The sequence below is a fragment of the Streptomyces sp. NPDC021019 genome, from assembly GCF_044333295.1.
Lineage (GTDB): Bacteria > Actinomycetota > Actinomycetes > Streptomycetales > Streptomycetaceae > Streptomyces.
Map to the genome: position 1 here is coordinate 1125079 of NZ_JBIRQR010000002.1, position 12957 is coordinate 1138035.

Below are 12957 nucleotides of genomic sequence, written 5' to 3' on the forward strand. Positions count from 1 at the left end.
ACGGACGCACCCCGTACACCTGGTGCGGCCCCGCTCCGGCGGGCCGCGCCGGGCGTACGGGGCCGCGCCCGCCGGTCACCGGGAGAGCGACCGAAGGACGCAGCCCCGTGTGGGATGCTGCGAGAAGAACCGCGTGCGGCTCCTATGGGCGCAGGGTGGCCTCGTCGCGCTCGACCTCGCCGTTGCGCTTGTCCAGCTTCTTGTCGAACTTCGCCAGCGGCTTCGCCTTGGCGGGGTCCGCCTCGACGGCTGCCGGGGCGACGCCCGCCCAGCGCAGGATCGCGGCGGTGGCCTTCGCCTTCTCGTCGGCGACGAGACCGGAGACCTTCGCGCCGTGGTTGCCGCCGGGGACGGTGTAGACGTAGCTGTCCTTCGCACCGCGTCCGAGACGGAACGGCTCCGCGCTCCACGGGTCGTTCTCGCCGTTGACGTACATCATCTGCCGGGCGTTGCGCTTGACCCAGCGGTCGATGTCCCGCATCGCGCCCCGTTCGAACTTCATCGGGATGGAGCGGGGCACGAAGTTGCGCGGGGGCTGGTAGCCGTAGCGGCTCAGATCGCTCAGCCAGGGCTGCTTGATGTCCGGCGACCCGAGCTGGGTGCCCGCCTGGTAGTAGTACGGGGTGTACCTCTCCAGGCCCTGGTCGACGTAGGCGGAGAAGCCGGAGATGGCGTCGACGGAGTTCCAGATGTCCTCGTCGGTGGCCTCCTCGGCGTCGGCCGGGATGTCCACGCAGTCGGCGACCAGGCTGTACTGCCAGAAGGCCCACCCGTAGTCCATGACCGTGGCCTCGTAGGCGCGGTCGAGGGAGCCGATGGTGTTGAAGGTCCAGCCCTGCGCCGCGGCCAGCTCCTTGTACTTCTTCTGGAGCGGGGCCCGGCGGATCAGCGCCTCGCGCTGCACACCGGCCAGCTTGTCGCGGCACTCCTGGGTGCCGACGTTCTCGAAGAACCGGTCGTACGCCGAGTCCTCGTCGTTCACGACGTCGTTGGGCGCGACATAGGCGACGACGCCGTCCATGTCCTTCGGGTAGAAGCGCTCGAAGTACGTGGCGGTCATGCCGCCCTTGGACCCGCCGGTGGCCAGCCACTTCTTGTCGTAGATCTTCTTCAGCGCCGTGAACACCCGGTGCTGGTCGCTGGCGGCCTGCCAGATGTCCAGCTTGGACCAGTCGGCGGGGGCCGGCCGGGACGGGGTGAAGTAGCGGTACTCCATCGAGACCTGGTTGCCGTCGATGATCTGCGTCGGCTCGCTGCGGCTGGGGTTGGTGGAGACGTTGTAGCCGCTGGTGAAGAAGACCGTCGGGCGGCTCACGTCCTTGTGCAGCAGCGTCAGGCGCTGCTGGAACGTGCCCTTGGACGGGCGCCGGTGGTCGACGGGCTGGGTGTAGTTGAGGACGAAGTAGCGGTAGCCCGCGTAAGGCTTCTCCTCGATCAGACTCATGCCCGGGATGGCCAGGATGCGGTCCTTGACGTCCTCGTTGCTCGCTTCGCCGCCCTTGGCGGCGGCGCTGCTCCGCTTCGCGGCCGGCTCCGCGGCGGTGGCCGCACCGGCCGAGGCCCCCGTGGCTCCGACCGTGCCTATGAGCACGGCGAGCGAGAGAACCCCTGTGAGTGACTTGCGCATGCACGCTCCCCTTGATTCACGACAGTCGCCGTGAACTTATCGGGGCAACACACGCCACGCCAGACCCGGTTGCCCGTGTCAGTGGAGAAGTCGGCGGAGAAGGGGAGGAGTCGGCGGAGAGCGGCGGAGAAAGGGAGGAGTCGGCGGAAAGGTCAGCAGAGAATCCATCCGGTGGAGGTGGATTTCCTGCCGATCGCGCCGGTGGCCCGTACGCAGCGGTTGAGCGCGTTGACGGTGACCGGGCCGGCCGTCTTCGTGTAGGAGCCCTTGTCGGTGACGGCGCGGCCGCCACGCGCCTGGAGCGTGACGCTCATCGTCCGTCGCTTGCCGGGCTTCTTGGCGACGGTCACCGCGCACGCCTGCGCGCGGCTCTTGTAGACGCGTAGTTCTCCCGTGGAGAACTCGACGGTCTTCGCGGGGCGGCCGGAGCAGCCGGAGGCGGCCCGGGCGACGCCGGGGGCGCCGAGAAGGGGCACGAGTCCGGCCAGCAGGAGCAGGACGAGGAGGCGGACCAGCAAGGGCCGTCCCGCCGGCCCTGTCGACCCCGCCGCTGTCGTCGATCCTGTCGGTCCTGGCCGTCCCGACGGTCCCGGCGATCCTGTCGGTCCTGGCCGTCCCGCCGCTGCCGGCGATCCTGTCCGTCTCATGGGTCTCACCGGCTCCGCAGCCCTGTCGAACACCTTCGCCCCCACCTGACGTCTGTACGCACCAGTGCGTCTCCGGTTACGACGCAGCAGACGGGCGGGAGGTTGCACGCGGGGGCCGCCGCCTCCCCTCAGACGCCCGCCGGCTCGTCCTCCCCTATGCCCTCGCCGATGAAGGTGCGCCACAGCCGGGCGTACCGCCCGCCCCGGGCGAGCAGCTCGTCGTGCGTGCCGTCCTCGACGACGCGCCCGTGGTCCATGACCACGACCCGGTCGGCGCGGGCGGCGGTGGTCAGCCGGTGGGCCACCACCAGCGTGGTGCGGCGGCCGGCGAGGCGGTCGGTGGCCTGGTTGACCAGGGCCTCGGTGGCGAGGTCCAGGGCGGCGGTGGCCTCGTCCAGGAGCAGGATGTCCGGGTCGACGAGTTCGGCGCGGGCCAGGGCGATGAGCTGGCGCTGCCCGGCGGAGAGGTTGCGGCCGCGCTCGGCGACCTCGTGGAGGTAGCCGTCTTCCAGCGTGGCGATCATCTCGTGCGCGCCGACCGCGCGGGCCGCGGCCTCCACCTGGGCGTCGGTGGCGTCGGGCAGTCCGTAGGCGATGGCGTCGCGGACCGTGCCGGCGAAGAGGTACGCCTCCTGCGGGACAACGCCGAGGCGGTGGCGGTAGGCGGTCATGTCGAGGGTGCGCAGATCGGTTCCGTCGGCCGTGACCCGGCCGCCCGTGGGGTCGTAGTACCGGGCGACGAGCTTGACGAGGGTCGACTTCCCGGCCCCCGTCTCCCCGACGAACGCCACCGTCTGGCCCGCCGGGATGCGCAGGTCGACACCGGTCAGGGCCTCCTCGTCGGAGCCGTACGCGAAGGAGACGTCCTCGAACGCGATCTCGCCGCGCAGCGAGAGCACGTCGAGCGGCTCGTCCGGGTCGGCGGTCGAGGTGGGCTCGCGCAGCAGTTCCTGGATGCGGCCGAGGGAGACGGTCGCCTGCTGGTAGCCGTCGAAGACCTGGGAGAGCTGCTGGACGGGGGCGAAGAACAGCTCGATGTAGAGGAGGTAGGCGACCAGGGCGCCGACGGTCAGCGTGCCGTTGTCGACGCGTCCCGCTCCGACGATGATCACGGCGGCCGCGGCGACGGAGGCCAGCAGCTGGACGAACGGGAAGTAGACGGAGATCAGCCACTGGCCGCGTACCCGGGCCTGGCGGTAGTGGTCGCTGTGCTCGGCGAAGCGGACGGCCCCGTCGTGCTCGCGGCCGAAGGCCTGGACGATACGGAGGCCGGAGACGGACTCCTGGAGGTCGGCGTTGACGGCGCTGATGCGGGTCCGGGCCAGCTCGTACGCCTTGACGCTGCTGCGTCGGAAGAAGACGGTGCCGATGATCAGCACGGGCAGGGTGGCGAAGACGACCAGGGCGAGCTGGACGTCCAGGACGAGCAGGGCGGCCATGATGCCGAAGAAGGTGACGACGGAGACGAACGCGGTGACGAGCCCGGTCTGGAGGAACGTGGCGAGCGCGTCCACGTCCGTCGTCATCCGGGTCATGATCCGGCCGGTCAGCTCCCGCTCGTAGTAGTCGAGGCCGAGCCGCTGGAGCTGGGCGAAGATCTTCAGGCGGAGCGCGTAGAGGATCCGTTCGCCGGTCCGGCCGGTCATCCGGATCTCGCCGGTCTGCGCGACCCATTGGACGAGCACGACGACGAGCGCGATCGCGGACGCCGCCCACACCGCACCGGTGGAGAGCTGGGAGACGCCCTCGTCGATGCCGTGCCGGATCAGGACCGGCAGCAGCAGGCCCATGCCGGCGTCGACGGCGACGAGCCCGAGGCTGACCAGCAGGACCGCGCCGAAGCCGCGCAGCAGCCGGCGCAGCCCGTAGGAGTCCTCCGGCCGCACGGCGGCGGTCTCGTCGACCTCGGGGGTGTCGGTGGCGGGCGGCAGCGCCTCGACCTGGGCGAGCAGCTCGGGCGTCGCGGGCATGCCGGCGACGGTGGTGTCCCGCTCCTCCTCCTCGCGGATCCAGAGCGCGGGGGTGATGCCGCGCTCCGCGTCGAACTCGGCGTCCAGTTCCTCCTGGAGCGCGCGGTCGTCCTCGGGGGCGGCCTCCGGGAGCGGCGGCCGGTGGCCGGGCGAGGTGCCGCCCAGCTCGTCGGGGTCGGTGAGGAGGCGGCGGTAGAGCGCGGAGGTGCGCTCCAGCTCCTCGTGGGTGCCGATCGCGGCGAGCTTCCCGCCGTCCAGGACGGCGATGCGGTCGGCGAGCTGGAGGGTGGAGCGGCGGTGGGCGATGAGGAGCGTCGTACGGCCCGCCATCACCTGCTTGAGGGCCTCGTGGATCTCGTGCTCGACGCGGGCGTCGACGGCGGAGGTCGCGTCGTCGAGGAGGAGGAGCCGGGGGTCGGTGAGGATGGCGCGGGCGAGGGCGACGCGCTGGCGCTGGCCTCCGGAGAGGGTGAGCCCGTGTTCGCCGACGGTGGTGTCGTACCCCTGCGGCAGGTCGGCGATGAACCCGTGGGCCTGGGCGGCGCGGGCGGCCTGTTCGATCTGGTCCTGGGTGGCGTCGGGGAGGCCGTAGGCGATGTTGGCGCGGATGGTGTCGGAGAACAGGAAGCTGTCCTCGGGGACGAGCCCGATGGCGGAGCGCAGGGACGCCTGGGTCAGCTCGCGGACGTCGTGGCCGCCGATGAGGACGGCCCCGTGGGAGACGTCGTAGAAGCGGGGCAGCAGGAGCGAGACGGTGGACTTGCCGCTGCCGGACGCGCCGACGACGGCGACGGTCTCACCGGGTTCGACGGTGAGCGAGAAGCCGTCGAGGACGGGGCGCTCGTCGTCGTAGCCGAAGCGGACGTCGTCGAACTCGATGCCGGCCGGGGCGTCGGCGGGCAGCTCCTTGGTGCCGTCCCGCATCGAGGGCTCGGTGTCGATGAGCTCCAGGACGCGTTCCACACCGGCCCGGGCCTGCTGGCCGACGGTGAGGACCATGGCGAGCATCCGGACCGGGCCGACGAGCTGGGCGAGGTAGGTGGAGAAGGCGACGAAGGTGCCGAGGGTGATCTCGCCCCGGGTGGCCAGCCAGCCGCCGAGGGCGAGCATGGCGACCTGGCCGAGCGCGGGCACCGCCTGGAGGGCCGGGGTGTAGCGGGAGTTCAGCCGGATGGTGCGCAGCCGCCCGGCGAACAGCCGGCGACCGACCTCGCGGAGCTTGCCGGTCTCCTGGTCCTCCTGGCCGAAGCCCTTGACGACGCGGACCCCGGAGACGGCCCCGTCGACGACTCCGGCGACGGCGGCGGCCTGGCTCTGGGCGTACCAGGTGGCGGGGAAGAGCCGGGTGCGGGAGCGGCGGGCGATGAACCAGAGGGCGGGGGCGACGGCGAGCGCGACGAGGGTCAGGGGCAGCGAGAGCCACGCCATGATCACCAGGGAGATGACGAAGAGCAGCACGTTCCCGATGGTCATCGGGAGCATGAACAGCAGCCCCTGGATCAGCTGGAGGTCACTGGTGGCCCGGCCCACGACCTGCCCGGTGGACAGCTCGTCCTGCCGTTTCCCGTCGAGCCGGGTGATCGTCGTGTACATGTCCGTACGGAGGTCGTGCTGGACGTCCAGGGCGAGCCGGCCGCCGTAGTACCTGCGGATGTAGGTGGCTATGTAGACGAGGACGGCCGCGCCGATGAGCAGCCCGGTCCAGACGGCGAGGGAGCGGGTGTGGTCGGTGACCACGTCGTCGATGATCACCTTGGTGATGAGCGGAACGAGGGCCATGACGGCCATTCCGGCGAGCGACGAGCCGAGAGCGAGCACGACGTTGCGCCGGTACCGCCACGCGTACCCGGTCAGCCGCCGGCCCCACCCCTGTTGCTCTGCGCCCGTCACGCGTTGCCTCCCGTTTCGGCCTTCTCCTCGGCCTGTCCGCCGGTCCGGCTGTGCCACCGGTGATCCGGCTCCGATCCAGCTGTTCCGCCTGTCCTACCGGAAGGCACCAACGCCCGGGGCTGCGGATTTCATCCCGCCGCGACGAAGAGGGCGGCGAACGGGGCCGATGGTCGGGGGTGTGCGGTACCGGGGTCCCAGGACCGGTTCGGGGCCCGGGCCGGGCGGCGGCCCGGGCCCGCCCTGCCGCCACGGCACCCGCCACCCACCGCCACGGCAACCACCGCCACGGCACCCGCCGAGCCGGAGGCGTACGGCTTACAGGTGCGTCGGCTCGAACATCCGCAGCAGTGCCGGGAGCACGACGACGGACGGGCCCGGGGCCGCCAGCGCCTTGCCGAGGTCGGCGGCGAGGGACTCCGGTGTCGTACGGACGGCGGGGACGCCGAAGGACTCGGCGAGCGCGACGAAGTCCGGGCGGGAGAGCTCGGTGGCCGTGGCCGCGCCCTCGCCGAAGGCGTCCGTCATGTACTCGCGCAGGATGCCGTAGCCGCCGTCGTCGACGATCAGCCAGGTCAGCGGCAGGTCGTACTGGCGGGCGGTGGCCAGTTCCGCGATGGAGTACATCGCGCCGCCGTCGCCGGAGACCGCGAGCACGGGCTTCGTCGGGTCGGCGACGGCCGCGCCGATGGCCGCGGGGAAGCCGTAGCCGAGGCCGCCCGCGCCCTGGGCGGAGTGCATGGTGTTGGGGCGGCGGGCGTCGAACGCGGACCAGGCCCAGTACGCCAGGATCGTCATGTCCCAGAAGCTGGGCGCGGTGTCGGGCAGCGCCTCGCGGACGGCGGCGAGGACCTGCTGTTCCAGGGTCAGTTCCTGGGCGTCGATCCGGACCCGTACCTTCTCCAGCACCGTGGCCACGCGCTCGGCCGCTCCCGCGTCCTGGCGGGGCTCGACGGCCTCCAGGAGGTCGGCCAGGGCCTCGCGGGCGTCGGAGTGGATGCCGAGCGCGGGGTGGTTGGACTCCAGCTTCCCGGCGTCCGCCTCGATCTGGATCACCCGGCCGCGCGGGCGGAAGGTGTGGTAGTTCGAGGAGAGTTCCCCGAGCCCCGAGCCGACGACGAGGAGGACGTCCGCGTCCTCCAGGAAGTCGGTCGTGTGCCGGTCCTCCAGCCAGGAGCGGAGCGAGAGCGGGTGCTCCCACGGGAACGCGCCCTTGCCGCCGAAGGTGGTGACGACGGGGGCGTCGATCTTCTCGGCCAGCGCGCGCAGCTTGCCGGAGGCGTCGGAGCGGACGACTCCGCCGCCCGCGATGATCACCGGGCGCTCGGCGTTCGACAGCAGGTGGGCCGCGGCGATCGTCAGCTCGGGGCGCGGGTAGAGGTCGCGCGGGGCGGCGTCCATGGCGCTGACGACCGGCAGGGTCGTCCCGGCGAGCAGCACGTCCTGCGGGATCTCCACCCAGACCGGTCCGTGCGGGGCGGTGAGTGCGGACTCCCAGGCGGCGGCGATCGCGGAGGGGATCTGCGAGGCGGACCGCACGGTGTGCACGGACTTCACGATGTCACGGACGGAGGCCTGCTGGTCGCGCAGCTCGTGCAGATAGCCGTGCCGCCCGCCGCCGAGCCCCGCCGAGGGGATCTGGCTGGAGATCGCGAGCACGGGCGCGGAGGCGGCGGCCGCCTCCTGGAGCGCGGCGAGCGAGGTCAGCGCCCCGGGACCGGTGGACAGGAGCAGCGGCGCGACCTCCCCCGTGATCCGGCCGTACGCGTCGGCGGCGAAGCCCGCGTTGTTCTCGACGCGGAGCCCGACGTACCGGAGGGAGGAGCGGCGCAGCGCGTCGAACACGCCGAGCGCGTGCTGACCGGGGAGCCCGAAGACGGTGGTCGCGCCGAGCCCCTGGAGGGACTCGACGACGAGGTCACCGCCGTTGCGGCCGGCCGGCGGGTTCAGGACGGCGGCGGCCTGGGCGGCGGTGAGCTGCGGCCGGTCGTCGTGGTCGTGGCTCACTTGGCGTCCTTGGCTTCCTTGGCTTCCTTCTGCGCGGCGATCTGGCGGGACATGATCGTCGTCAGCTCGTACGCGGCGTGCGAGGCGGCCACGGAGGTGATCTCGGCGTGGTCGTACGCGGGGGCGACCTCGACCAGGTCGGCGGAGACCAGGTGGCAGGAGGAGAGGCCGCGCAGGATCTCCAGCAGCTCGCGGGAGGTGAGGCCGCCGGCCTCGGGGGTGCCGGTGCCGGGGGCGTGCGCCGGGTCCAGGACGTCGATGTCGATGGAGATGTACAGCGGCCGGTCGCCGATGCGCTGCCGCAGCTGGTCGGCGATCTCGTCGACGCCGCGCCGCATGACGTCGGCGGAGGTGACGATCCCGAAGCCCATCTTCTCGTCGTCGGTCAGGTCCTGCTTGCCGTAGAGCGGGCCGCGGGTGCCGACGTGCGAGAGGGCGGAGGTGTCGAGGATGCCCTCCTCGACGGCCCGGCGGAACGGGGTGCCGTGGGTGTACTCCGCGCCGAAGTAGGTGTCCCAGGTGTCCAGGTGCGCGTCGAAGTGGAGCAGGGCGACGGGCCCGTGCTTCTTGGCGACGGAGCGCAGGAGGGGCAGGGCGATGGTGTGGTCGCCGCCGAGGGTCATCAGGCGTGCGCCGGTGCCCAGGAGGTCGTCGGCCGCGCCCTCGATGGTCTCGACGGCCTCGTTGATGTCGAACGGGTTCGCCGCGATGTCCCCGGCGTCGGCGACCTGCGCCAGGGCGAACGGGGAGGCGTCCTGCGCCGGGTTGTACGGGCGCAGCAGCCGGGAGGCCTCACGGATGGCGTTGCCGCCGAAGCGGGCGCCGGGGCGGTAGGAGACCCCGGTGTCGAAGGGCACGCCGACCACGGCGACGTCGGTCCGGCCGACCTCGTCGAGCCGGGGCAGCCGGGCGAACGTCGCGGGCCCGGCGTACCGCGGGACGCGGGAGGAGTCGATGGGGCCGCGCGGCGACTCGGTGCTGCTCATGAGGGGGTGCCTTTCCTTCGGTTCGTACGGTGTCGAGCGTGCGGGCCTCCCAGCCCGTCCGGCCCGGACCCCCGGAAGACGGTAGGTGACCCAAAGCCAACTCTGAAGTGTACGTTTCCTCCATTCGCGACGCACCGACCGGAGGAATCGTCCATGCCGAACCCTTCCGGGGGCACCCCGCCGACGGCTCTGCCCGCCGGCCCGCCGACCCCGCCCGTCCCGCTGGCCGAGCTCCTGGCGCGCGAGGAACTGGGCCTGCGCCGGATCGCCGGTCCGGGCGACGCCGATCTGCTCTGGGTGCACACCTCGGAGATGGCCGACCCGTATCCGTATCTGCTCGGCGGCGAACTGCTGCTGACCGCGGGCGTGCTGCTGACGGACCCGGACCACTACGTCGGCCGGCTGGTGGAGGCGGGGGCGGCGGCGCTGGGTTTCGGGGTCCGGCCGGTGCACGAGACGGTGCCCCGGGCCCTGATCGAGGCGTGCGACCGGGAGGGCCTGCCGCTGCTGGAGGTGCCTCCGGAGATCCCGTTCACCGCGATCGCGCGGGCGGTATGGCGGCTGATGGCCGAGGCACGCCACCGCGAGCTGCGCCGGGTGGCCCGCGCCCAGCAGGCGCTGGCGACGGCGGCGGCCCGTCCCGACCCCGTACCGGCGGTCCTCCACCAGCTCGCGACGCGGCTCGGCGGCCGGGCGGTCCTGCTGACGGCGCGGGGCGAGGAGGTCCACGCGGCGGGCCGCCGCCCGGGCCCGGAGGCGGCGGGGGCCCTGGCCCGGCTGGCCCGCGTGGTCGCCCGCGAAAGCCCCGGCTCCCCCTCCTCGGCCACCGACACCCACGGCGGCACCCACCTGTCCGCGTACGCACTGGGCGGCGACGACGGCCTGGCCCTGGCGCTGGCGACCCGGCGACGGGAGTCAGGCGACCACACGGTGGCGGGCATCGCGGTGGTCCTCCTCTCCCTCCTGGCCGCCCCCCACCAGGGCGCGGACGCGGCGGGCCGTTCGGCGGCCCTGGTCCGCATGCTCCTGGGGGCCTCCCCCGCCGAGGTGGCGCCGCTCCTCGGCTCCACCGGCCCCTGGACGGTGATCCACGCCCTGCGCACGGACGGCACCCCGGCGGACGCCCTGACGGCGGAGGCCCTGGGCGCGTCGCTGGGCACGGCCCTGGTCGACGCGGGACGCGGGGCGGGCGAGGCGGTCCGGCTGCTGCTGGGCCCGGGCGGCGGGGCAGGCTCGGCGGAGGGCCCGGCAGGCTCGGCGGAGGGCGGGACGGGCTCGGCCGAGGGCGGGGAGCCGCTGACCGACGGTCCTGCGGGGACGGGCCCATCACCCCGCTCCGCCCGGCTCACCCCGAGGCCCGGCTGGACGCTCGGCGCGGCCGCGCCCACCCCCGTCACCGCTCTCGCCGCCGCCGACACCCTGGCCGCCCGCGCCTTGGCCCACGCGCGGGCGACCCGCGCCCCGTTGACGGTGGACGCCCCCACGAGCGGCCTCGCCGCGCTGGTACCGCCCGAACAGGCGGCCGCCCACGCCCGCGCCCTCCTCGCCCCGCTCACCGCGCCGCTGGCCGACACCCTGCGCTGCTGGCTCTCCCTCCACGGCAGTTGGGACCGTACGGCGGTGGCCCTCGGCGTCCACCGCAACACCGTCCGCCAACGCATCGGGCGGTGCGGGGAGTTGCTGGACGCGGACCTGGACGACATGGACGTACGGACGGAGTTGTGGTTCGCGCTGCGGCAGACATGACGACCGGGCCGGGCCCACCGAACACCCTGAACACCAAAGGCACCACAGGCACCACAGGCACCACAGGCACCACAGGCACCACAGGCACCACAGGGACCACCCCAGGGACCCCAGGGACCCCGGGGACAAAAGCCTTCGCGTCTCCGTGGCGTGCTGACTAGTCTCCGCGCATGGCCTCACTCGCGCGGCACCGCCTGTCCCCTGCCGACACCGGCCCGGCGCTGCGCGCCCTGCGTGCGTGGACACCGCCCGACGCCCCGTCCGGGAGCCTGCACCCCGGGGACGTGGGCTGGCTCCTGCGTCTGGACGACGCGACCGTCTACCTCTGGACCGACGCACGGACCTCCGCAGGGACCGACTCACGGGCCTCCTCGCAGGCCGAGGCCCGGTCCAGCGGCGATGCGGCGAAGGCCGCACCCGTGGCGGTCGGCTTCCTCGACGGCCCCGTGCTGCGCGTGACCGCCGCGCCCGACGCCGACCTCGGAGCGCTCGCAGCGGACGCGGAGGACCTGCTCGTACCCGGCAACGACGCGACCGACGGCCTGCCCGTGCCCGGTTGGGAGCCGGACACGGAGGAGCCCTGGCTCGTCTTCTCCTGGTCCCCGGGGCCGGGGACGAGCCGCGCGGTGCAGGTCACCGGGTCCGACGCCGACGACCGGGCGCTGGTGCACCGGGCCGCCTTCGCGGGCTCGACGTTCTCCGTCGACCACTGGCGCAGGATGAAGGAGTCCCCCGCGGGCCACCTCGCCGTGGAGACGCTCGTCCGCACGCCCGCCGGGGACCCCGCCGCCGCCGCGACCGGCTGGTTCGGCGGTACGGGCCGATGCGGCCTGCTCGAACCGGTCGGCACCCATCCGGAGCACCGCGGTCACGGCTACGGGCGCGACGCCGTACGGGGCGCGTGCGCGGCGCTCGTCGACCGGGGCGCGAGCGCGGTGGCCGTCCTGACGCCGGCCGGCAACGAGGCGGCGGCAGCGCTCTACCGGTCGGCAGGATTCACCCTCGTACGCGAGAACCACGACTGGACGCGCCCCGGCCGCGTGTGAGCACCGCTTCCCTCACATCACGTCACGTCCCCCTGGGGTGCAACTCCACCACCACCCCCTCGGTATGTTGCAGCGGCAAAGGGGGATGGTGTGGTGGCACGCAATTACGACGGTCAACTGCTGGAATCGGTCGGGGATACGCAGGACGCAGGACGCGGGACGCTCTACTCGTCGGCGTGGCGCGCGCACGGCGCACCGCCGACGAGCGGCTCGGAAAGGTATGCGCCGGCATCGCCATCACCGCCGCGCTCTGCGCCGGGTGCGTCGGCTGGTCCTTCCTCCGGCACACGCTGGGCATACAGGAGGCCGAGCAGGAGGAACAGCAGCGGCAGGCGCAGCGGTACGAACTGCCGACGCGTTCTCCCGGCCCGGCGAATCGAACCCGGACAAGTTCCTACAATATTCGACGGTGAATATGGGCGGACTTCTCTACCGCTGGCGCACTGACGAGGAGCCAAACCATGAACATTGCCGGTTTTTTCGAGGAACTTTGGCCGCCACCCTTCGGGACCCCGGTCGGGAGCATAAAAGATAACGTTGCTGCACATCGCCACGGCGATGCCAAAGAGATTATCCAGTACCTCTCTTCAGGGCACGACCTGTTCAGCGTGATGGGATCTTCTGAGGACGTGATGGGTTCAGGGGAAACCGTACTCGGCGGGGACTCGATCCACAGCGACGGCGCATGGATCTGGCGAGGCGATCTCTGCTTTTACCTGCGGAAATACCATGTGCGACTGCCGAACACATTTCTTGCGCACGTGAGAGAGAAACAATATTCGATGTCCGCCGGGAAGGAAATCGAACTCAGGAAGCTGGCCCAGAAGGTACAGGACGGCCTTACGGCAGGCAACAATTCTCCGAGTAAACATACGAACCAAAGGCCAAATGGTCCGTATTGAGCATTTCGGAAATTCTTCAAAGTGTGTCTGGATCTTGAGCGAGGGTACGAGAATGCAGGCGAACTGAGGCCCGCGTTACTGAGCTTCAGCGATTCCTACGTGCAATTGATCCGCGAGGGATTCGAGCGCATCATGGCGG

9 protein-coding genes are annotated in these 12957 nt (G+C 72.2%); 4 read left to right on the forward strand and 5 right to left on the reverse strand.

Translation table 11 applies throughout. The features are described 5' to 3' along the window. Positions 1 to 142: 142 nt before the first annotated feature. The 5 genes from ACH4RG_RS16045 to speB all read right to left on the reverse strand — a co-directional run bounded on the left by ACH4RG_RS16045 (position 143) and on the right by speB (position 9124). Complete coding sequence (locus ACH4RG_RS16045; RefSeq protein WP_397916961.1) at positions 143 to 1627, reverse strand: S28 family serine protease; 1485 nt, start codon at positions 1625 to 1627, stop codon at positions 143 to 145. 152 nt (positions 1628 to 1779) lie between these two features. Continuing rightward, the gene (locus ACH4RG_RS16050; RefSeq protein WP_397928016.1) at positions 1780 to 2319 is read right to left on the reverse strand and encodes a hypothetical protein; all 540 of its coding nucleotides are present in this window, start codon (positions 2317 to 2319) and stop codon (positions 1780 to 1782) included. A gap of 83 nt (positions 2320 to 2402) precedes the next feature. After that, a complete protein-coding gene (locus tag ACH4RG_RS16055) occupies positions 2403 to 6134 on the reverse strand; it encodes an ABC transporter ATP-binding protein (protein ID WP_398539692.1) in 3732 nt (1243 codons plus the stop codon). Positions 6135 to 6449: 315 nt separating this feature from the next. After that, positions 6450 to 8138, reverse strand: coding sequence for a thiamine pyrophosphate-binding protein (locus ACH4RG_RS16060; RefSeq protein ID WP_398160583.1), 1689 nt, complete (start codon positions 8136 to 8138; stop codon positions 6450 to 6452). Beyond that, on the reverse strand, positions 8135 to 9124 hold the full coding sequence (speB, locus tag ACH4RG_RS16065; RefSeq protein ID WP_398539693.1) for an agmatinase: 990 nt from the start codon (positions 9122 to 9124) through the stop codon (positions 8135 to 8137). The genes ACH4RG_RS16060 and speB overlap by 4 nt, the downstream gene beginning before the upstream one ends. A gap of 153 nt (positions 9125 to 9277) precedes the next feature. Here speB and ACH4RG_RS16070 point away from each other — a divergent pair, with 153 nt between their 5' ends. The 4 genes from ACH4RG_RS16070 (at position 9278) to ACH4RG_RS16085 (ending at position 12818) form a co-directional block, all read left to right on the forward strand. Continuing rightward, a complete protein-coding gene (locus ACH4RG_RS16070) occupies positions 9278 to 10870 on the forward strand; it encodes a PucR family transcriptional regulator (RefSeq protein WP_397916966.1) in 1593 nt (530 codons plus the stop codon). 170 nt (positions 10871 to 11040) lie between these two features. Continuing rightward, on the forward strand, positions 11041 to 11916 hold the full coding sequence (locus tag ACH4RG_RS16075; RefSeq protein WP_397916967.1) for a GNAT family N-acetyltransferase: 876 nt from the start codon (positions 11041 to 11043) through the stop codon (positions 11914 to 11916). 176 nt (positions 11917 to 12092) lie between these two features. Next, positions 12093 to 12329, forward strand: coding sequence for a hypothetical protein (locus ACH4RG_RS16080; protein WP_397928011.1), 237 nt, complete (start codon positions 12093 to 12095; stop codon positions 12327 to 12329). A gap of 48 nt (positions 12330 to 12377) precedes the next feature. Beyond that, positions 12378 to 12818, forward strand: coding sequence for a hypothetical protein (locus ACH4RG_RS16085; RefSeq protein ID WP_397928010.1), 441 nt, complete (start codon positions 12378 to 12380; stop codon positions 12816 to 12818). Positions 12819 to 12957 lie beyond the last annotated feature (139 nt).

Coding starts and splice junctions, on each gene's coding strand:
- ACH4RG_RS16045 (WP_397916961.1), bottom strand. CDS start 1,627: ATGCGCAAGTCACTCACAGGGGTTCTCTCGCTCGCCGTGCTCATAGGC.
- ACH4RG_RS16070 (WP_397916966.1), top strand. CDS start 9,278: ATGCCGAACCCTTCCGGGGGCACCCCGCCGACGGCTCTGCCCGCCGGC.
- ACH4RG_RS16085 (WP_397928010.1), top strand. CDS start 12,378: ATGAACATTGCCGGTTTTTTCGAGGAACTTTGGCCGCCACCCTTCGGG.
- ACH4RG_RS16075 (WP_397916967.1), top strand. CDS start 11,041: ATGGCCTCACTCGCGCGGCACCGCCTGTCCCCTGCCGACACCGGCCCG.
- speB (WP_398539693.1), bottom strand. CDS start 9,124: ATGAGCAGCACCGAGTCGCCGCGCGGCCCCATCGACTCCTCCCGCGTC.